This is a genomic window from Mucilaginibacter arboris (assembly GCF_009754915.1).
GTDB lineage: Bacteria > Bacteroidota > Bacteroidia > Sphingobacteriales > Sphingobacteriaceae > Mucilaginibacter_A > Mucilaginibacter_A arboris.
This window is the reverse complement of the sequence record NZ_WPIK01000013.1, coordinates 110,309-130,827: the sequence shown is the minus strand read 5'-3', so window position 1 is coordinate 130,827 and position 20,519 is coordinate 110,309. Positions and strand designations below refer to the sequence as shown.

General features: G+C 39.0%; 15 protein-coding genes and 1 pseudogene. 5 read left to right on the top strand and 11 right to left on the bottom strand.

Annotated elements, in window-relative coordinates; all coding sequences use genetic code 11:
• Window positions 1–519 precede the first annotated feature (519 nt).
• Window positions 520–705 carry a hypothetical protein gene (locus tag GO621_RS14675; protein ID WP_157568354.1) on the bottom strand — a complete coding sequence of 62 codons (186 nt, stop codon included), beginning with the start codon at window positions 703–705 and terminating at the stop codon, window positions 520–522.
• 45 nt (window positions 706–750) lie between these two features.
• Window positions 751–1,518, bottom strand: a complete 768-nt coding sequence (locus tag GO621_RS14670) for a WecB/TagA/CpsF family glycosyltransferase (protein WP_157568352.1) — start codon at window positions 1,516–1,518, stop codon at window positions 751–753.
• Window positions 1,519–1,832: 314 nt separating this feature from the next.
• Between GO621_RS14670 and GO621_RS14665 the strand changes: the two genes are divergently transcribed.
• Complete coding sequence (locus GO621_RS14665; RefSeq protein WP_157568350.1) at window positions 1,833–2,312, top strand: DinB family protein; 480 nt, start codon at window positions 1,833–1,835, stop codon at window positions 2,310–2,312.
• An 83-nt stretch (window positions 2,313–2,395) separates the two neighbouring features.
• Here the strand turns inward: GO621_RS14665 and GO621_RS14660 are convergent, their stop codons facing one another.
• The 6 genes from GO621_RS14660 to GO621_RS14635 form a co-directional block, all read right to left on the bottom strand.
• Window positions 2,396–2,992: a hypothetical protein gene (locus GO621_RS14660; protein WP_157568348.1), complete on the bottom strand. Its 597-nt coding sequence runs from the start codon at window positions 2,990–2,992 to the stop codon at window positions 2,396–2,398.
• Window positions 2,993–3,095: 103 nt separating this feature from the next.
• Window positions 3,096–3,869: an SDR family NAD(P)-dependent oxidoreductase gene (locus tag GO621_RS14655; RefSeq protein WP_157568346.1), complete on the bottom strand. Its 774-nt coding sequence runs from the start codon at window positions 3,867–3,869 to the stop codon at window positions 3,096–3,098.
• A gap of 56 nt (window positions 3,870–3,925) precedes the next feature.
• Window positions 3,926–4,741, bottom strand: a complete 816-nt coding sequence (locus GO621_RS14650; protein ID WP_157568344.1) for a phytanoyl-CoA dioxygenase family protein — start codon at window positions 4,739–4,741, stop codon at window positions 3,926–3,928.
• Between the two features lie 190 nt (window positions 4,742–4,931).
• Entirely contained in the window at window positions 4,932–5,579 is a 648-nt protein-coding gene (locus tag GO621_RS14645; protein ID WP_157568342.1) for a phosphatase PAP2-related protein, read from the bottom strand.
• A gap of 179 nt (window positions 5,580–5,758) precedes the next feature.
• The gene (locus tag GO621_RS14640) at window positions 5,759–6,535 is read right to left on the bottom strand and encodes an amidohydrolase (RefSeq protein ID WP_157568340.1); all 777 of its coding nucleotides are present in this window, start codon (window positions 6,533–6,535) and stop codon (window positions 5,759–5,761) included.
• Window positions 6,536–6,567: 32 nt separating this feature from the next.
• Window positions 6,568–7,713, bottom strand: coding sequence for a methionine aminotransferase (locus GO621_RS14635; RefSeq protein WP_157568338.1), 1,146 nt, complete (start codon window positions 7,711–7,713; stop codon window positions 6,568–6,570).
• Between the two features lie 236 nt (window positions 7,714–7,949).
• Here GO621_RS14635 and GO621_RS14630 point away from each other — a divergent pair, with 236 nt between their 5' ends.
• The 3 genes and pseudogenes from GO621_RS14630 (at window position 7,950) to GO621_RS14620 (ending at window position 9,290) form a co-directional block, all read left to right on the top strand.
• On the top strand, window positions 7,950–8,147 hold the full coding sequence (locus GO621_RS14630; RefSeq protein ID WP_157568336.1) for a DUF2683 family protein: 198 nt from the start codon (window positions 7,950–7,952) through the stop codon (window positions 8,145–8,147).
• A pseudogene (locus GO621_RS14625) lies at window positions 8,138–8,406 on the top strand (Txe/YoeB family addiction module toxin). Before GO621_RS14630 ends, GO621_RS14625 begins: the two are co-directional and overlap by 10 nt.
• Before the next feature lie 74 nt (window positions 8,407–8,480).
• Window positions 8,481–9,290: an SDR family oxidoreductase gene (locus tag GO621_RS14620; RefSeq protein ID WP_157568334.1), complete on the top strand. Its 810-nt coding sequence runs from the start codon at window positions 8,481–8,483 to the stop codon at window positions 9,288–9,290.
• A gap of 32 nt (window positions 9,291–9,322) precedes the next feature.
• On the opposite strand, the gene treY is transcribed toward GO621_RS14620, so the two are convergent.
• Genes treY through glgX form a run of 3 tightly spaced genes read right to left on the bottom strand, consistent with a single transcriptional unit; the run spans window position 9,323 to window position 17,517 of the window.
• Window positions 9,323–13,543: a malto-oligosyltrehalose synthase gene (gene treY / locus GO621_RS14615; protein WP_157568332.1), complete on the bottom strand. Its 4,221-nt coding sequence runs from the start codon at window positions 13,541–13,543 to the stop codon at window positions 9,323–9,325.
• Window positions 13,544–13,545: 2 nt separating this feature from the next.
• The gene (treZ, locus tag GO621_RS14610; RefSeq protein WP_157568330.1) at window positions 13,546–15,387 is read right to left on the bottom strand and encodes a malto-oligosyltrehalose trehalohydrolase; all 1,842 of its coding nucleotides are present in this window, start codon (window positions 15,385–15,387) and stop codon (window positions 13,546–13,548) included.
• 6 nt (window positions 15,388–15,393) lie between these two features.
• On the bottom strand, window positions 15,394–17,517 hold the full coding sequence (gene glgX / locus GO621_RS14605) for a glycogen debranching protein GlgX (protein WP_232335665.1): 2,124 nt from the start codon (window positions 17,515–17,517) through the stop codon (window positions 15,394–15,396).
• 298 nt (window positions 17,518–17,815) lie between these two features.
• On the opposite strand from glgX, the gene GO621_RS14600 reads away from it, so the two are divergent.
• Complete coding sequence (locus GO621_RS14600) at window positions 17,816–20,494, top strand: MGH1-like glycoside hydrolase domain-containing protein (protein WP_157568326.1); 2,679 nt, start codon at window positions 17,816–17,818, stop codon at window positions 20,492–20,494.
• The last annotated feature ends 25 nt before the right edge of the window (window positions 20,495–20,519 follow it).

Sequence of the window (20,519 nt, the reverse complement as noted above, 5' to 3'; positions counted from 1 at the left end):
TGGCAAAGCCTTCGCCACAAACGGGACAAGCTACGACGCCGCAGGCAACAGCTATCAAAACAACGTCTCCCTAAACCCGTTCATGTCAACCGTACTTGTAAAGGATATAAATGATACTTGTGCAGTTCTATTGGTAAAACCTATAATAGTAGCAAATCCTTAAGGTTGTTTACTTTAGTAATTAGGAAAAACATATTTATTGAAAAAGATGCCCTAAAAGTTGTTGCAGAAATTATAAGTCAGAAAACTTTAAAATAGTCAAACTACCTCTTGTAATATTGAAGTTGTTCAAACTTTTAATTTTTCCGGATAAAATAAATGGCATGAGGAGCAAATCATCCCCCTGCGTTTATTTATTTTAAACAAGCGGTGTTTAAAAGTTTCCCTTTTGAAGGGACAAAGTGGAATGGTTTTCTGTATTTTTATGCTATAAAAGAAGCATTTAACCCTAAAATACCAGCATGAAAAATAATAGGTTTAAACAACTTAATTGTTAATAAACAAAAAAGTTAAAAGGCTTTAATTTAAATTACCGATCAATAGAGAATGATGTTCGGGTAAAGGGAAAAAATAACACAAAAGCCATCCAAATACAGCACCAATTAGAACCAACAATAAATAAAATAATTTTTGTTGAGTTGCTTTATTAACATCTTGAATGGCTTTATTAATTATAACTGCTTTTTCGGTATAATTTACTGACATAATTAATATATTTAGAGTTATGTAAATCCAAGATAAAAGAAATAGTTATACGCACTTTTTGTTATGATTTATAAAACTTAATGATTGCATATACCTTAATTTGTATTTAAACAAAGTATAAATAAATATAGGCCCATAATATAAATACCTTTTCCACATACGTTTGGGTTCATTTATTAAACGGCCAAACCATTCAAAACCAAAATTTATCAGAAAACTACTTGGACGGCTCATCGTTTCAGCATAAAAATCAAAGACTGCGCCGATAGAACCTATTATTTTTGTGTCTAATTGCTTTTTATATTTGAAAACCCATTTTTCCTGCTTTGGGGCAGTCATACCTATAAACAATACATCTGGTTTATATTTATTAACTTCAGCAATCATTCGGGCACTATCATCATCAGAAAAAACTGGTTTGAAAGGTGGTGAATAATAATTAACTTTTATATTCGGATATTCAATAGCTATTTTTTCTTTGATTTTTTTTAACGTATTGATCGAAGAGCCTAGATAAAAACAACTACCTCCTTCTTTGTTAAGCTTGTTTAATAAATAAAAGTGCAGGTTTGAACCGGAGATTTTGTTTATTTTTTGTCCTGTCTGTAGTCTAACGGCAGCTACAATTCCTACACCGTCAGGTAGTAAAACATCCGACCCTAACAAAGCATTTTTAAAATCAGGTTCTTTTTCTGCCAAACAGAACGAATATTGATTAATTGTACTAATAACTACTTTAGGCAATTTTGGTAAATCGTCTAAAGGTTTCGTAAATATGTTATAATCTAAATAAGTGCTAAAAGGCATTTTCATTTTAAAAAAAACAACTATTGTTAAAGTTAAGATTTAAAATAATCTTTTATAAATTTTTTTGAGTTTATTTTTTATATAAAAATACGAGATATATTATATAAAAGATTTTAATAATATAATTTATATAAACTTCATTGGATTTCTACCACAAAGTGCACACTACTTTTTTTATGCCTTAAATTTTTGTTTATATTTTTATTCAGCTACAAAGAATTAATGCTTAATTGTTATAACTTTAAATACAAAAAATACCACTGTTTAAACTTTTTTCTATAAAAGAGGTTGGAAATAAATATCTATTTTTTACTAAATGCATGAACAACGATAACTCCTTTAAAAAACAATTAGCAGGGCTTTTACAAAAAAGCAATGCACATGCAGGGTTTACTAAAGCAATAGAGGGTTTAAACGCAGAAAACAGGGGGATAAAATTACCTCCTTTGCCTTACTCCATTTGGCAACTGGTTGAACATATCCGTATTGCCCAACAGGATATTTTGGATTTTTCGGAAAACCGGAACTATAAACCTTTAAAATGGCCGGAAGGTTACTGGCCAACAGAAATTGCTCCCGCAAATGAACAACAATGGGAAAACACGTTACAGGAAATCAAAAAAAGTTTGGCTGATTTTACTTCATTAATAACAAATGAACAACAAGATTTGCTACAACCGTTTACACATGGGGACGGACAGGATTTGTTTAGGGAGGCTATATTGATTATTGACCATTTAAGTTATCATACAGGTCAGATTGTGTTGATTAGGAGGTTGTTGGATAATTGGAAAGGCTAAGGGCCGCGTTTTTTTAGTGCATAAAAAGAGCATCAGCTGTTAAACTGATGCTCTTTTTAAAAGGTATTTTACTTATAATGTGATTAATCGTCCACCTTTTTATATGGAGGGTTATCAACACTACTTTCTATACTTGGCGGATTGCTGATTTCTTCGCTGGGTTGTTGTAAGGCTGAGTTTCCTAAACCTAAACTATGGTGCTCTCTATCGCTTGCATCACTGCTGTTTTTTTGTTCGAGTTCGGTTTTACCAAAGTTTTGTCCGCCCATTGGTTCGCCTTCCATTCCTTTGGAACCAGCTTCATGCACTGTTTTTTCATTTCCCATCCAGGTTTTGGTTAATTCCTGTTCTGTTGGGTCATCACTATTTGCATTAAAGCCATCTTCATCTGGCAGGTTATCTTCACCAACGGTATCATCGAAATCATCATCATCGTCGTCATCAAAATCATTTGTACCGTTTGATGATTCGGGCGGCAAATCATTTGTAGGGGTCATGGTTGTAGTGCCGTGGTCTCCGTACTCCAGGTCATCGTTTCGTTCTACATCGGTTTCTGTTGTTGGCTTATCGCTGTATGTTCCGCCTTCAAAAACAACTTTGCCTTGGTTCTGATTATGCTTAGGTTGTTCCTTTAAATTATCTGACTGATAGTTTAAAGGATCGTTTTCATATTGGCTCATAATAACACATTTAAGGTTTTGTAGGGGAACAACGAACAAGCCTTAAAGTTGTTTCCAATAAATGCAGCATAAAAGAAGCATTACCGGAAAAAGCAGAAAGAAGCTATTGGTAAATTTTCATCGAAGTGCGTTCAACCAGCGCTTTGGGCAATAGCCAGCTTAAAAATGCGCCTAACTTATTAACAGTACCGGTAATTACTTCTGCTTTTTTTTGGAACATCGCTTTCACGGCAATTTTAGCTACAGCTTCGGGCGTCATATTTACCTGGCTGGCTGCTTTTAACCCTTTTGGGCCAAGCTGTGCCCTAACCACAAAATCGGTATCTGTTGCACCGGGAGAAACGCAGGTTACCGACACTGTTTTGTACTTTAGTTCCTGATGCAGCCCACGGCTGAACCTTAGTAAAAAGGCTTTGCTTGCAGCATATAAACTTAAACCGGGAACCGATTGATAAGCGGCAGAACTGGCCGTATTTAAAATATAAGCTTGCGGCTGCAATAAAAGCTGCGGTAAAAACAGTTGTGTTAAAGCAACCGGAACCAGCATGTTTAACTGGAGCATGTTCAGGTTTTCGGGCAAAGAATATTTATCAAATGCGCCACTTAAACCATAACCGGCATTATTGACCAAGATATTTATGCTGAAGTTATTTGCTGAACACCAGTTAAAAACTTTTTGCGCGGCATCTGCTTCTGATAAATCAATTGCAAGATATGCTGTTTTTACCCCATGATTTTTTGTAAGTTCACCGGAAACTTGTTCCAGCATTTCCACAGAACGCGCAATCAGTAGCAAATCAATTTTCTTTGCCGCAAGTTCCTGTGCTATTGCTTTGCCAATTCCTTTACTGGCACCGGTTATTAATGCGTAAGCCATTTAGTGTATTTGAAATGGCTGCTTGCAAACCAGCCAGTATCGGATAAAATAATTTGTTAAAATTTTACTTTAGAAATAAAATGATGGTAAAAAGGCGTTTTGCTTTTAGCATGTTTAGGGATAAATTTCCCTGTAATAATAGGGATATACATTACCCGGCGCCTGCTTTTAATACCTGTAAAAGGCGATTGTTGTACGCGGTGCCAAAGCCGTCCGTCGTGTACAGTTAGGTCTCCGGCATTAATATCAACGCCGGTTTCCTGCGGATCGGGATTATTATCTACAAAATATTTTTTAGCAAATAAAAGTTTAAGAATACCTTGTTTGTGGGTGCCTGTTAAAACCCGCAGTCCGCCGTTTTCTGCCGGACAGTCATCCAGATGGATACCAACATTTAGCATTGGCATAATTTTTTGTCCGAGAAAAAGATCACGCGGACTATCTGTATGCCAACCCATTTGAGAAAAACTGCTATCAGGGGTTTTTACGTATTGATTGATCACCAAGCCATCTTTTTCATTTTCGCCGATACGCCCTTCATAAGGTGCAACCAATTCTGGTAAAGCTTTAAAACGCGGGTCTTTTAAAAACTCGTGCAAAACTGCATTATGCAGGGAAGAAAAGCAAAAGCGTTGAATAATTGTTTCACCGTTTTCATCTTTTCCAAATTTTAAAGGTGTCCCGTTAACTTTTTCGAGGCCTTCTGTAATCCATTTTTGTTGTAAAGAATTGATCTCTTTTAAAAGGTCTTCTACAGTTTTTTTAGTGATGAAATTCCTGAAAATAATAACGCCGTTCTTGTCAAAAAAGCTTAACTGCTCCTGTGTCAGTTTTTCTCCAAGAATAAAATCCGGACATTCAAGTTTTATCATTCTTTTTTTATATTATTTAAGCATAAAAATGTCTTAATTTTATTACCTGCAATAGCAATGCCGTAGCAATAAACTTAGGTTTTTAACTCTTCAAATCTACTTAAAATTGGTTTATTGTATTAAATATGCCTTAATATACTGTTATTTTTACATTAACCTTTCAAATAAAACTTTCGGCAGCATAAAAATTTTAGTAACTGACAATTCTTTTAGACAGCATATAAAGCAGATAAGTAAAAAACGGTGCTGCCACAACATCTATTGTGTAATGCACATGCTGAACCAATAATAATACGGCAATGGCAATGGTAGAAAATAAAGCGTATGCTTTATCATACTTATTTTGCAGGCATAAAAATATGAGGAACATGGTAGCAGTATGCCCTGAGTAAAATAAGTCTTTGGTAATGAGCTGGTTACCGTAAAAAATATTGATGATAGGATCGTGCAGGTTGATGAGGCCTTTTGGCAGGTTAAGCGGTACTAAACTGATACTGATAATACGGGAAACAGCTAATAACAGATAAGTCCAGCCAAACATAATTAAAACGCGGGGATTTTGAACTGCACGCCAGAGGGCAAGCATAACCATACTCCACAAAATACAAAAAACAGGAACAGAAACATCATATTGCGGAATGAAATTTAAAAGCCAATCGTTTAGTTCGATACCGTTTCTTTGCTGGATATGACTGAAAAAATAGGGATTGATTACAACAACCAGAAGCAGCGTTACCAATACGGTAAACAATCTTTTTCTAAAAGCAGATAGCTTCCATTCTGCAGTCCATTTTTGCTTGTACGAAGTAGCTGTTAAATTTATATTGTCAATTTCCATTCGGGCGGTAAACTTACAGCGTTTTATATTGATAGTGCAAGTGCAAAATTTTCTTGTTAAAGCATTTTACGATAAACTGATGGGCAGGTTTTAATATCGCTTTGAATCTAACTTCAACAGTATTAGGCCAATGCTTCTTTTATGGCATATTTTTTAGGTTTGGGTTGAGTATATTGCGCTTATTTCAACTCAAAAACATCTGCATCTTTTAAAAACGGAAACAATCGTCTGTTTTTGGTCAGTTCTTCCGCAGAAACAGAAAAAGTATAAACATCTTCTTCGTCCCGTTTATAATATACCACACTACCTCCCGGATCAATACATGAGGAATCTCCGGAGTGATAAACCTCGTTCCCATCATAGCCAACACGGTTTACAGCAATAACATAAGCCTGGTTTTCAACTGCCCTTGCCGGGATAAGCGTGCGCCAGTGCAGGGCACGTTTTTCCGGCCAGTTGGCCACAACAATCAACAGATCGTAAGCCACGTTAAGGTTGCGTGCCCAAACCGGAAAACGCAGGTCGTAACAAATCATAGGACAAATTTTCCAGCCTTTTAGTTCAACAATTAAACGTTCTTTTCCGGCCGTAAACGTTTCGTGTTCTTTTCCCAAGGTAAACAAATGCCGTTTATCGTATTGCGAAAAAGTACCATCGGCCTGCATCCAGATAAGGCGGTTATAATACTTGCCGTTTTCAATAATCATCAAGCTGCCTGTAACCACACATTTATATTTTTGCGCAATTTGCTGCATCCAGCTCATGGTTTTACCGTTCATAGGTTCTGCAAGTGCAGTATTCATGGTAAAACCTGTGTTAAACATTTCAGGCAAAATAATCAGTTCAGTGTTTTCACGGATACCTGAAGATAATCTCAGTCCAATATTTTTAAGGTTCTGGTCGATGTTCTCCCAAAATAAATATCCCTGAAACGTGGTTACTTTTAAATTTTCCATAATGTTTATGCCGGAGCGGCAATTAGGTTCGGTTATACTTTTAACAATTGTTCAACGGCTTTAGTTAATGTTTCTTGCTTTTTAGCAAAACAAAAGCGCAGGATGCCAAAATCAGTTTTTTTAGAGTAGAAGGCCGAATTTGGTACAGCAGCTACACCAACCCGGTCAATCAAAGTTTTTGCAAAAAGCAAATCGTTATCTTCAGAAATATGGTTGAATTTAACAGATTGAAAGTAAGCACCGGCACATGGAAGCAACTCAAAACGGGAACTTTCAAGTCCTGACCGGAAGTAGTCCCGTTTCTGCTGATAGAAATCTGCCAGTCCTAAGTATGCTTCTTTTACCTGCAAAAAATCAGCAAGTGCATATTGCATAGGCGTATTCACCGAAAAAACATTAAACTGATGGATCTTCCTGAATTCGTTCATCAGCCAGGCAGGGGCCATACAATAACCAACTTTCCAGCCGGTTATATGAAAAAGCTTACCAAAAGAAGCAACAATCAGGCTGCGTTCGGCAAGTTCGGGATAACGGGCCATACTGCGGTGCGGCTGTCCGTCAAAAATAATATGTTCGTAAACCTCATCACTCAAAATTAAAATATCAGTTTTATGGGTGAGCGAGATCAGTTCGCGAATGTCTTCTTCCTGCAAAACCGTTGCGGTTGGGTTATGCGGAGAATTTAAAATGACCATTTTAGTGTGGGAGGAAATCAACCTTCGTACCATAGTCCAATTAATGCGGTAATCAGGCGGTTCCAGTTCCATGCGTTTTACCACACCGCCCATTAGTTGGATGGCTGGCGCGTAACAATCATAAGCGGGCTCAAAAATAATCACCTCGTCATTAGGGTGAATGGTAGCACAAATAGCGGTAAAAATGGCTTGTGTGCCGCCGGCAGTAACCGTAATTTCATTATCGGGATGATAGGAGGCGCCGTAAAGTTCCTGTGTTTTGGCAGCAATAGCTTCCCGTAAGGATAAAAGTCCGGTCATTGGTGCATACTGGTTATGGCCTTGCTGCATGGCTTGGTTTACCAGGCTTACCAGTTCCGGGGAACACTCAAAATCAGGAAAACCCTGGGACAAATTAATTGCATCGGCTTGTTGTGCCAGCGCAGACATAACAGAAAAAATGTTAGTGCCTGTTTTGGGAAGTTTAGATTGAAAAGAGATCATCGGATGCTAAAATAATTATTATTTCAGGACCACAGCAACAATAAGCAGATAAGTTTTACGGCCAATAAAAGCCGGAAAGGAAGCTATTACCTGTAGTGCTTTAAAAATCAGTAAGATAAACCCTTGTAATATTTGAGGCAATGCTTCTTTTATCGGGTAAAAATTAGAACATGAAGATTTATTGCCAGTAGTATTCCCACGTAAAATAAAAGGAGAAATAATTAGTAAATTTGTATATGGAAACCCTGATTTTTCGTCCAAAAACCAAAGAACAATTGTCTGCTTTAAAAGCAATTGCCAGAGCTTTAAAAGTGGAGTTTGAAACAGAAAAAAGCCCTTATGATCCTGCTTTTGTTAAGAAAATTTTACATGGCAGAGAGGATGTTAAAAATGGAAAAGGGGTGAAGGTTGCTGTCGAAGACTTATGGAAGTAATCTTCACGCCTCAAGCAAATGCAGATTTAAAATATTGGAAACAAACAGGTAATAAGGCTATTCAAAAAAAGATTGAACAGCTTATTTTGGCTATTCAAGAAAGCCCCTTTGAAGGAATTGGGAAACCTGAACCTTTAAGTATGAATTATCTGGTTCATGGTCTCGACGGATAAACAGAGAGCACAGGATGATTTATCAGATTTTTGATCAGGATATAATTGTAATTTTGGAAATACAATCGCTAAAAGGACATTATTAAAGGCAATATTTATAATTTCCCAAAAACTAATTCCATGGATTAAAGTTGTTCTAACTTTAAATCAATCAACAGGAATGAACCCCAATCCAAAGCTAAAAGGACAATCGGCCTTAGTAACCGGTGCAAACAGTGGTATAGGTAAAGCAGTTGCGATAGCACTGGGCAACGATGGCGCTAACGTTGTGATTAATTATGTAACCCATCCCGAAACTGCGGATGAGGTAGTGAACGAAATTAAAAGCAACGGCGGCAATGCAATTGCCCTTCAGGCCGATGTAAGCAAGGAAGACCAGGTGCAAAACATGTTCCAGGAGATGTATAAAGCTTTTGGTACCATAGATATTTTGGTGAACAATGCTGGTTTGCAAAAAGATTCTCCATTTACAGAAATGAGCTTGGCCGATTGGCAATTAGTAATCGGCATCAACCTGACCGGCCAGTTTTTATGTGCACGGGAAGCCGCAAGGGAATTTATAAAACGAGGTGTTGTAGCCGAAAGGAGCAAAGCAGCCGGTAAAATTATTTGCATGAGCAGCGTACACCAGGTAATCCCCTGGGGCGGCCATGTTAATTATGCCAGCAGCAAAGGCGGTATCAATATGCTGATGCAAAGTATGGCACAAGAGCTGGCACCTAAAAAAATCAGGGTGAACAGTATTGGGCCGGGCGCGATACAAACGCCAATTAATAAACAAGCCTGGGAAACTCCGGAAGCATTAAACAGTTTACTTACGCTGATTCCTTATGGGCGTATAGGCCAGCCGGAAGACATTGGTTTATTAGCAGCTTGGCTGGCTTGTGATGAATCTGATTATATTACAGGTGCTACTATTTTTATGGATGGCGGCATGACCCTTTACCCGGGCTTTTCTACCAACGGTTAAATAGATCAGCCGCCATCCTTTTAAAAAAATAATTAAGCCCGGTTATAAATTAAAACTAACTTGCGCAGTTTCTTTTGCATGGCTTGTGTAAGTTCTCCCGGTTGCATACGCCATCCCCAATTGTTTTCTGTTGAGGCCGGCATATTCATCCGGGTTTTTTCACCTAATCCTAAAATATCCTGCATAGGTACAATTAAAGTTTTGGCAACTGAGGCATAAGCAAGGCGGATTAAAACCCAATTAACATTTAACCTGGAAACAGCAGTATTTGCATATTGCTCCAAACGTTTAACAGTTTCAGAGTCGGCATCTTTAGTAAACCAACCTACGCTGGTGTTATTATCGTGCGTTCCGGTGTAAGCAAAATAATTAGGCGTGTAATTATGAGGGATGTGCGGCGAGCCTGGCATATCATCACCAAAAGCGAACTGAAGTACTTTCATTCCCGGAAACTGGTATTCATCTCTTAGCTTGTAAACATCATCCGTTATTTCGCCCAAATCTTCCGCTACAAATGGCAATTCGCCTAATTCCTGCTGTAATACTTTAAATAAATCGCTTCCCGGCCCGGTTTTCCATTCACCATTTTTAGCTGTTTTTTCTGTTGCCGGAACTTCCCAATAACCGGCAAAAGCACGGAAATGGTCTAAACGGATCATATCAAAAAGCTCGGTATTCTTACGGATTCGCTGCACCCACCACTTGTAATTTTGCTTTTTCAGTTCGTCCCAGTTAAAAACAGGCATTCCCCAAAGTTGTCCATCAGCATTAAAATAATCAGGTGGCACGCCTGCAACGCCAATCATGTTACTGTTTTTATCGATAGAAAATATTTCCGGGTTTGCCCAAACATCTACCGAATCATAACTGATGTAAAAAGGCAGATCGCCCAAAAGCCGGATACTTCTTTTACGGCAATAATCTTTTAACGCTTCCCATTGCTTTAAAAACAAAAATTGCAGCCATTTCTCTTTTCGGATCAGGTTTTGGTTTTCTGTGGAGAACCGCTTCAACGCTTCTTGATCTCGTTTTTTGTACGGATCTGGCCACTTAAACCAGGCTTGATCTTCATGCTGATGTTTTAGTACCGAATAAAGTGCAAAATCATTCAGCCAAAAAGATTGTGCATCACAAAAAGAATTAAATTCTTGCTGAAGAGAATCAAATCCACCACTCAAAAATTTTTGATAAGCTTGTTCAAAAAGTTGGTCTTTTGCTTCTTTTGCCGCCTTAAAATCAACTTGTGCGGTTTGTGGCAACTGAAACTTTTTGAGGTCTTTGCCGGATAACAAACCATCTTTCATCAACAATTCCAGACTAATTAAAAGCGGGTTTCCAGCCATACTCGAAACCGAACTGTAAGGCGAATAAAGCTGCTCCGGCCCGGTTGGGTTTAAAGGCAGCAGTTGCCAGAACTGCTGTTTGTTTTTGTACAGAAATTTGGCAAAAGCTTTTGCTTCCGGTCCTAAATCGCCAATACCAAAAGGAGAAGGCAGCGAAGTAATGTGCATCAAAATACCAGCGTTCCGTTCTGTTTTTTGCTGCTCCATTTTTAGCAAAGCATAAGGCAGCGAAGTAAATATTTTACGCACTTCAACAGCATCATCTTCTACGGAACCACTCGAATTATCTAATAAGTTTTTCCATTTTACTGGTGCTTCTTCTGGCAGGATAATCCTGGTATGCTTCCAGTCGATGTTTTTTATATCCGTTTTTTGCTCTTTGCAAATAGTTGCCAAACCTAAAGGTGCGACTACAATATACCATTTCTTGTCAAGGTGTCGGGCAAAAGCAATCAGGTTTTCCTTGTACTTTCCTTTAATGGTTAAAGGAATATATTCGCCTTGATAAAATATTTCCGGCACTAATTTTCGTTCGGTAAAAAGAGTATGGACAAGCTTTAGTTTGATGTCTGCATTATATCTCGTTTCCCATAACTGTTCCTGGCTTAAAGGTTTTTCTCCGGTAATTTGCTCTAAAGAAGCCAAACGTTTTTCATAATCAATAGGCCGACGGTTATCCGGGTCAACCATGCTGAAATCCCAGTTCTCGCATCCCTGATAAACATCCGGAACACCCGGGCAAGTAAACTTCAGCAGCACTTGAGAAAGCGAATTGATAATTCCAAAATCAGCAACTTTTTGATAAAAAGTTTTGAAACTTTCCCAAAAAGGAGTTGTCTGGTCTAAAATTCCATCGATAAAAGAAGCAGTTGCCTTTTCATAATCCTCATTTTGTTCGCCCCAATCCGAATTCTTTTTTCCTTCCCGCAACGCTTTCACCATGTATTCCTGCAAGCGGTTCTGGAAATTATCTTCATCTTCTCCCGGCATCGGAAACGTAGCGATCAGTGTTTCATAAATAAAATATTCGTCGTTTGAATCAGGCAGGTTGTTGGTTTTAAGTGAAGTATTAAGCTGCTGCCAGTTTTTTACGTTTTCAAACCATTCTTCCGCCATGTCCGAAAGGGCGTTTAAACGGGCACGCGCACCTTCGCCTCGTTTGGTATCATGCGTTGAAGTGGCATTTATGGAAAGCGGCCATTTTCCCTGCTTTTCCAGCATTTGCTGATGAAATTCTTCTACCGTAACGCCAAAAGCATCCGGCGCATCGCCAACTTCGCTATGGCCGATAAAGCGGTTGTAAGTGTACATCAGCGTATCTTCCACGCCTTTTGCCATTAACGGGCCGGTAAATTGCATGCAGCGCTGATAAAAAAGCAAGGCGCGACTGTTGTAATCTTCGTTGTTCTGGGTTGATGGATGCAGTAAAACATCCTCCAGCAAAGTTACGCCTGCTTCTAATTGCGGTTTATTTTTGCGGATCAGTTTAAATAATTCTTTAAGTTGCCCTGATTCTGTTTCTCCTAAGGGAAACTGGTTTCCATAATAACGATAAACCGGACAATAAACCAGCAAAGCACCAATCGTATTTTTTAAGTCTTCCGGTGCTACTTTTTCCAGTGACTGTTCTTCAGCCAGGTTTAATTCCAGGAAATAATGGTACAGGTTCTCTAACTCGCCGCCCATGTAATCGCGCAAAATCAATGCTTTTTTATCACTGATCTGTTTTTGAACTGCCTTTTTATCTCCGATGAGCTGCTGGTAAAATCTGGTAAAATCTTTTTCAGCACTTTTATTGGTGAAAAGGTTGTTGACTAAAGCCAGAAAATCATAACCGGAGGTGCCTTCAATCGGCCAGTATTCTGGTAATCGTTCACCTTTTTCCAGGATTTTTTCTACGATGATATAAGTATCGTCTCCCGTCATTTCCCGCAATTGCTCCAGGTATAAGGTCGGGTTGTATAAACCATCAATATGGTCAATCCGCAATCCCTGGAAAATACCTTCTTTTACCCATTCTTTTATTTTTAAATGATAAGTTTCAAAAACTTCCGAATTTTGAATGTTCAGGCAAAGGAGACTGTTTACAGTAAAAAAGCGGCGGAAATTAATTTTGCTGTCGGTTTCTTCGTAAGAACACAAACGGTAATGTTGCTCTTCGCAAAGGTTTAGCAGCAGTTCAGGGTTTTGGTTGATCTTCTCCAGATTTCCATCAATTAATTTTCGAGCTTCATCTTCTTTTATGATCGAAGCTAATTGCAATTTAATCTCATTCCAGCGTAATGCATAAGATTTTTGATCCTCCAACATTTCCAGATCTTCCAACTGGTTAACCAATTGCCGAACAGTATCATCCGAATTTTTATGTGGTAAAAGAAGCACGGAAGCGTAAGAACGCGGGTTTAACGGATAACCAGTATCAAAATAATTAAGCACGAACCGGCCTTCTTTAAAGGCAACTTTCAGTTCGCCGTTTTTAATCACTTCTTCCAAAGCGGCACCTAAAAACGGGACCATAACACGTCCCTTAAAAAAAGTGCTGGTAAAAGAAGTATCAAAAAAAGGTGCATAAACAGAACGTAAACCTTTTTCCAATACGTCCATCAGCCAGGGGTTTTTAGTATCAAAAGCCATGTGGTTAGGCACGATATCCTGAAGCCACTGAATGCCAGACTCTTTTAGTTTTTTACTGATTCTTTTTAACTGCCCTTCGGTACCAATTTCAGGATTAATCAAATGCGGGTTCAAGCCATCGTAACCGTGCGTACTTCCGGAAGTGGATTGAAAGATAGGCGAGGCGTAAACGGTAGAAATACCAAGCTTTTGCAGATAAGGAATGATTTTTTCAAAATCATCAAAATTAAAGTCTTTATGAAACTGAAATCTATAGGTAGAAACAGGATTGATCATTGCTAATTACTGTAAATGATAATAGATTCTGGTTGAAGAATGACCGGAGCTGAAGCATCAACAGTTTCTGGAGAAGTTGTTGGCCCGTTCCATTCAGGATCGGCAGAAGCAAGAACTTTGTGCCATTGCTGCTGGTTTTTCGGTAATTGAACTTGTTGATGTTCTTCAGAAAAGTTCATTAAACAAAGCACTTGCTGGTTTTCGTGCCAGCGCTTTAATATTAATGTTTTTGTGTTTTCATCCGAAGAAACTTCCAGGTGCTGGCGGTTTAAATGTTGTAATGCGGGAAGCTTTTTGCGCAAAGCAATTAACGTTTTATAGTACTGAAGCATAGTTGCATGTGGTTCCTGCTCCAGCAAATCCCATTGTAACTTTGACTTGTTAAAAGTAGCTTCATCAACAGGATCTGGCGCTTCGCCTTCTGCATGAAAAGCTGCAAATTCTGCTTTTCTTCCTTTGCGTACGGCTTCTGCCAATTCAGGATCGGTATGACTAACAAAATATAAAAACGGATGCGTTTCGCTGTATTCCTCGCCCATAAAAAGCATCGGTAAAAAAGGTGAAACCATTACTGCGCCAGCCATCAGCTTTTGCATTTCAAAGCTGAAAAGTTGACTGCTGCGCTCGCCCAGCATTCGGTTTCCTACCTGATCGTGGTTTTGAGAGAATACAACAAACTGTTCGCCTGCATTATGTTCTGCCTTGCTTCCGAATGTTTTTTTACGGTGAGGAGAGTAAATGCCATCATAAACGTAAGCATCGCGGTAAGCTTTTTCCAAATGGCTTATTCCTTCAAAATCAGAATAATAGCCGGTTCTTTCGCCTCCGGCTGCTACCCGCAACGCATGATGAAATTCATCAATCCATTGCCCGTCCATCCCGAAACCTTCTTTTTCAAGAGGATTGATAAAGCGGGTATCGTTTAAATCCAACTCTACAATCAAGTGATGTTTACGACCGGTTTCTGCCATTAATTGGTTTACCTCCTGCTTAATTTCGCGCAAAATGTGTTTTGCACTAAAATCCTTAATAGCATGAACAGCATCCATACGTAAAGCATCAATATGAAAATCACGAAACCACATCAACACGTTTTCGGTGTAATATTGCCTTACTGCATCGCAATACTCGTCATCAAAATTAATAGCATTGCCCCAGGGCGTATTGTATTTTTTGGTAAAGTACGGGCCAAATTCACCAAAGTAATTGCCTTCCGGCCCCATATGGTTGTAAACCACATCTATCACAACAGCAATTCCCTTTTGATGGCATACATCTACCAAATGTTGTAAACCTTTTGCACCGCCATAAGTATTTTGAACGGCAAAGGGGAAAACACCATCATATCCCCAGTTTCGCCCTCCCGGAAATTGGGCTACCGGCATAATTTCTATTGCGGTAATGCCTAATTCTTTCAGGTAATCCAGTTTACTTTTTATGGCAGCAAAAGTACCTTCGGATGTAAAAGTTCCGGTATGCAATTCGTAAAACAGGTAATCTTTTAAAGCGAAGTTTTCCCAGGAAGCATCTGTCCAGTTAAAAGCGCAGATATCAATTGCCTGAGACGGGCCATGAACAGTTTCCGGTTGAGCTAAAGAAGCAGGGTCCGGGAGTGGGCTTTTCCCGTCTAAAACGAACTGATACAAGTCATCAGGTTTTAAAGCATCAGTAGTTAACAACCAATAGCCGTAGGATGCTTCTTTTAAGGCATGTTTTTCGTTGCTCTTCGTTAGCAGCAATTCTACCGATTTTGCCAGCGGCGCCCACAGTTTAATTTCTGCTTTGCCGTCAGTATTAAAATTTACACCAATGTTTCGTTTTTTCAGGTTGATTGCAGGCAACATAAATTATTAATCTTTTTTATGTTTAAGGATAACTACCGAGCGGCCTGCTACATTGATGGTTTGTTCTGCATTAAACTCAATACCGTCTTCTGATACACAAACTTCACTGGTATCTAATACTTTGTTCCAGGTTTTACCAAATTTTACAGGCGGGAGGATGTAATCTAATGGGCCGTGGTAAGCATTGAAAATGATATAAAAACTATCATCCACAATTTTTTTTCCTTCAGTATCCACAGAGTGGATTTCACTACCGTTGAGGTAAACACCGAGCGATTTGGCAAAATCATGTGACCAGTTTTCTTCAGATAATTCCATGCCTTCCGGTAGAAACCAAGCAATATCAGTTACTTTAGATCTAATGGCACGCCCCTGGAACCATCCACGGCGACAGAAAATAGGATGATTTTTTCTCAGAGAGATTAGTTTCTGCGTAAATTCCTGCAAACTCTTATCAGCATTTTCCCAGTTTAACCAGGAAATTTCGTTATCCTGACAATAAGCATTGTTGTTTCCACCTTGCGTACGGCCAAATTCATCACCGGCTACCAGCATCGGTACACCTTGAGATAAAAACATAGTAGCAAGAAAATTGCGTTTTTGCTGATTCCTTAAATTAATAATTTCAGGGTCATCTGTTGGCCCTTCTACACCACAGTTCCAGGAACGGTTATGGCTTTCTCCGTCATTATTGTTCTCTCCATTGGCTTCGTTATGTTTTTCATCATAAGCTACTAAATCATGTAAAGTAAAACCATCATGTGCAGTAATAAAATTGATGCTTGCTGTAGGTTTTCTGCCATCATTTTGATATAAATCCGGGCTGCCGCTTAAACGTTCTGCAAACTCGCCAAGCATACTATCAGCACCGCGCCAGTAATCGCGCATACAATCGCGGTATTTACCGTTCCATTCCGCCCATTCAGAAGGGAAATTACCTACCTGGTAACCACCTTCCCCAATATCCCAGGGTTCAGCAATCAGCTTAACTTGCGAAATAACAGGGTCCTGGTAAATAATATCAAAAAAGGAGCTTAATTTATCAACATCATGCAGTTCACGGGCAAGGGTAGAAGCAAGGTCAAACCTAAAGCCATCTACGTGCATATCCAGGATCCAGTATCGTAAACTGTCCATTATTAACCTTAGCACGTTTGGCAAATTGGCATTTAAAGTGTTTCCTGTTCCGGTATAATCGTTGTAATACCGTTTGTTATCTTCTACTAAACGATAATAAGCGCAATTATCAATACCTTTAAAAGAAAGTGTTGGCCCTAATTCATTTCCTTCTGCTGTATGGTTATAAACTACATCTATAATTACTTCAAGCCCCGCCTTATGCAGCTCTTTGACCATGTTTTTAAACTCGATTACCTGCTGTCCATGGACGCCGCTGCTTGAATAACGTACATCAGGGGCAAAAAAACCAATGGTATTATAGCCCCAATAGTTGGATAAGCCTTTTTCAATTAAATGCGCATCTATAATAAAATGATGGACTGGCATTAATTCTACCGCAGTAATGCCCAGATCTTTTAAATATTGAATGGTAACCGGGTGCGCCATGGCTGCATAAGTACCTCTTATTTCTTCCGGGATATCAGGTTGAAGTATCGTAAACCCTTTTACATGTGTTTCGTAAATAATACTTTTATGATAAGGAATATCAAGCGGCTTATCGTCTTCCCAATCAAAATTTGGGTCAATAACAACACTTTTTGGAATATAAGGGGCACTATCCAAATTGTTAAAGCTTAAATCTTTATCCGGATCGTTAAGGTCATAACCAAAAAGCGAATCATGCCATTTTACAGGCCCTGCAATAGATTTGGCATAAGGGTCTATTAAAACTTTGTTTGGGTTATACCGAAAACCGTTTGCCGGGTCAAATGGCCCATCTACCCGGTAACCGTAAAACTGGCCATGGGTAATACCCGGAAGATAAACGTGCCAGATATGGTGTGTACATTCTTTTAATTGTATTTTAGTTTCCTGATTATCATCGTCAAACAAACACAATTCAACACTTGTAGCATTATTTGCAAACAGGGCAAAGTTCACCCCTTTTCCATCCCAGGTTGCCCCTAATGGGTATGGATTGCCGGGAAATTTAGTTAGATTCATATCCATACAAAGACAAACAGCATTTATAATGTTTTTTAAAGGATAAAAAAACTGCTTATCACAGAACTTGCAGCAAGCTAAATGTAACTGAAACCCATACCAATTTTATATCGTTAAAAACAGTATTGCGATTAAAGGTTATTTCTGGCACTATTTATGAAGTTGCATGAGATTAGTTTTTTAACTTTGCCCTCCCTGGTACAAATTATTCAGAGCCTGGTATATGCTGAAAAAATTGAATTAATCTACCAATACAAATAGCTGCTTTACAATAACGAGAATCAGCCCAGAATTAAACTCCATTATGTTTGATGATAATACTACTAATGCAGAAAACCTGCGCATACTTGAAAACGAAGCCAAAGAAGTCCCTTTAGAAAAATGGGGCCCTTATTTAAGTGAACGGCAATGGGGAACAGTTAGGGAGGATTACAGCCAAAATGGTGATGCCTGGAACTATTTTCCGCATGACCATGCCCGCAGCCGTGTTTACCGATGGGGAGAAGACGGCCTTGCCGGTATTTCTGATTATTACCAGCAACTGTGCTTTGCAGTGGCCTTATGGAATGGTAAAGACAAAATTCTGAAAGAACGCTTGTATGGTTTAACCAATTACCAGGGCAACCACGGCGAGGATGTAAAAGAATTGTATTACTACTTAGATAATGTGCCAACACATTATTACATGAAATACTTGTACAAGTATCCGCAGCAGGCTTTTCCGTATTACGAAATAAACCGTAAAAACGGCGAGCGCTCTAAAGAAGAACAAGAGTATGAACTGCTGGATACGGGTATTTTTGATGAGGATAAATACTTTGATGTAGTAGTAGAATACGCTAAAAAGAACTCGGAAGATATTCATATCCGTATTGAAATAATAAACCGGGGAGATGAGGATGCGCCGATAACAGTGTTGCCAACCTTGTGGTTTTACAACCGCTGGCAATACGAACCATCTAAACCAAAACCGGTTATTGAACATGCAGAAGACGGATCTGTAAGGGCAACGCATGTACCTTTAGGAACTTACCATTTATATTATGATAAGCCCGATTATACTTTATTTGCCGAGAACGAAACCAATAAAGAACGATTATTTGGTACACCAAACGATGTTCCGTATGTAAAAGATGCTTTTCATGAAGCTGTGATTAATGGTAAAGATTTAGAAGAACTGCAGGCGCTAAATTCCGGTACTAAGTTTTCACCTGTTTATAAGTTTTTGATTAAGGCTAAATCTTCAAAAACCATCAAGTTGCGCTTATCAAAAGGACGTGTAAAAAATCCGCTTGACGACCGCTTCAATACTCTTTTTACCACCCGAAAAACCGAGGCCGACAATTTCTACAATAAAAGATTTCCCGATACCTTAAACCCTGATTTGCGTAATATACAGCGCCAGGCATTTGCAGGTTTGTTGTGGAGCAAACAGTATTACCATTATGATACACAGCGATGGCTAACCACCAGTGATGGGATTTCGCCCGTAGTAGAAAACCGCTTGCACGGCCGTAACAGTACCTGGAAATACCTGAAAAACCAGGATATAATTTCTATGCCCGATAAATGGGAATATCCCTGGTATGCCGCCTGGGACTTGGCTTTCCATTGTGTGCCGATGGCAATGATCGACCCAACCTTCGCCAAAAACCAACTGATCCTGATTATGCGGGAATGGTACATGAACCCGGAAGGGCAAATTCCGGCTTATGAATGGAATTTTAGCGATGTTAACCCGCCGGTACAAGCCTGGGCTGCACTGGAAGTTTACCGGATAGAAAAGGAGAAAAAAGGCGAAGGCGACCTCCGGTTTTTAAAAAGGATTTTCCAAAAACTGATCATTAATTTTACCTGGTGGACCAACCGGGTCGATGTGGAAGGAAAAAATATTTTTGCAGGCGGTTTCCTCGGCCTGGACAATATTGGTGTTTTTGACCGGAACAGTAAACTGAACGGCACTTTGGCACTGGAGCAGGTAGATGGCACCAGTTGGATGGGCATGTACGCATTGAACATGATGGATATGGCATTGGAAATTGCCATGCACGATGATGCCTTTGAAGATTCTGCCGTTAAATTTTACGAACATTTTGTGCTGATTGCCGATGCTTTGAATGGCATGGGTTTATGGAGCGATGAGGACAAGTTTTTTTATGATACGATCCGTTTGCAAAAAAACCATGCCTATCATCTTAAAGTACGTTCTATTGTGGGTTTAACTTCCATTTTTGCAGTTTCTATTTTCAGTTATCACAACCTTGAAAAATTGCGCGATTTTCGGAAACGTGCTACCTGGTTAAACCAGTCGCGCGAAAAAAACAGGCAGTTTTTACCTATTATTGATAATAATAAAACCGGTAAAGTTTTGCTTTCAATTGTCGATCAGGAAAAACTCACTAATTTATTAAACCGCGTATTTGATGAAGATGAGTTTTTGGCCGAAGGAGGTGTACGTGCCTTATCCAAAGCTTATAAAGACAATCCGTATTCGGTAGATATTGAAGGAAGTACTTACACTATCCAATACGATCCGGCAGAATCTACTTCTGATATGTTTGGTGGTAACTCTAACTGGCGCGGCCCGATCTGGATGCCTATCAATTATATGTTGATCCGTGCTTTACGAAAATACCATGAGTTTTATGGTGATGATTTTAAACTGGAGTTTCCAAAAGGTTCTGGTAACTATATCAATTTAAAAGAAGCAGCAGATGAACTTTCGCAAAGGCTGATCAGTATTTTTACAAAAGACGAAACCGGAAAACGGTCTGTAAACGGTGCAGAAGACAAGTTTTACCAAAAGCCCGAAAATGCCGATTTGGTGTTGTTTTATGAGTATTTTCATGGCGATAACAGCAGGGGCGTAGGGGCAAGCCATCAAACCGGCTGGAGTTCACTGGTTGCTAATTTAATTACAGATTTAGGAAAAAGCACTGCCACTTATGTTTCCGAAAATAAATTTTCGGAAGAAATGAAGTAAAATTTATTGGCTGTTGTAAAGTTAT

What these genes read in the sequence shown, in the direction of transcription:
- GO621_RS14645 (WP_157568342.1), bottom strand. Translation starts at nt 5,579, where the DNA reads ATGGAAATTGACAATATAAATTTAACAGCTACTTCGTACAAGCAAAAA.
- GO621_RS14665 (WP_157568350.1), top strand. Translation starts at nt 1,833, where the DNA reads ATGAACAACGATAACTCCTTTAAAAAACAATTAGCAGGGCTTTTACAA.
- GO621_RS14670 (WP_157568352.1), bottom strand. Translation starts at nt 1,518, where the DNA reads ATGAAAATGCCTTTTAGCACTTATTTAGATTATAACATATTTACGAAA.
- GO621_RS14620 (WP_157568334.1), top strand. Translation starts at nt 8,481, where the DNA reads ATGAACCCCAATCCAAAGCTAAAAGGACAATCGGCCTTAGTAACCGGT.
- GO621_RS14600 (WP_157568326.1), top strand. Translation starts at nt 17,816, where the DNA reads ATGTTTGATGATAATACTACTAATGCAGAAAACCTGCGCATACTTGAA.
- GO621_RS14660 (WP_157568348.1), bottom strand. Translation starts at nt 2,992, where the DNA reads ATGAGCCAATATGAAAACGATCCTTTAAACTATCAGTCAGATAATTTA.
- GO621_RS14630 (WP_157568336.1), top strand. Translation starts at nt 7,950, where the DNA reads ATGGAAACCCTGATTTTTCGTCCAAAAACCAAAGAACAATTGTCTGCT.
- glgX (WP_232335665.1), bottom strand. Translation starts at nt 17,517, where the DNA reads ATGGATATGAATCTAACTAAATTTCCCGGCAATCCATACCCATTAGGG.
- GO621_RS14655 (WP_157568346.1), bottom strand. Translation starts at nt 3,869, where the DNA reads ATGGCTTACGCATTAATAACCGGTGCCAGTAAAGGAATTGGCAAAGCA.
- treZ (WP_157568330.1), bottom strand. Translation starts at nt 15,387, where the DNA reads ATGTTGCCTGCAATCAACCTGAAAAAACGAAACATTGGTGTAAATTTT.
- treY (WP_157568332.1), bottom strand. Translation starts at nt 13,543, where the DNA reads ATGATCAATCCTGTTTCTACCTATAGATTTCAGTTTCATAAAGACTTT.
- GO621_RS14650 (WP_157568344.1), bottom strand. Translation starts at nt 4,741, where the DNA reads ATGATAAAACTTGAATGTCCGGATTTTATTCTTGGAGAAAAACTGACA.
- GO621_RS14635 (WP_157568338.1), bottom strand. Translation starts at nt 7,713, where the DNA reads ATGATCTCTTTTCAATCTAAACTTCCCAAAACAGGCACTAACATTTTT.
- GO621_RS14675 (WP_157568354.1), bottom strand. Translation starts at nt 705, where the DNA reads ATGTCAGTAAATTATACCGAAAAAGCAGTTATAATTAATAAAGCCATT.
- GO621_RS14640 (WP_157568340.1), bottom strand. Translation starts at nt 6,535, where the DNA reads ATGGAAAATTTAAAAGTAACCACGTTTCAGGGATATTTATTTTGGGAG.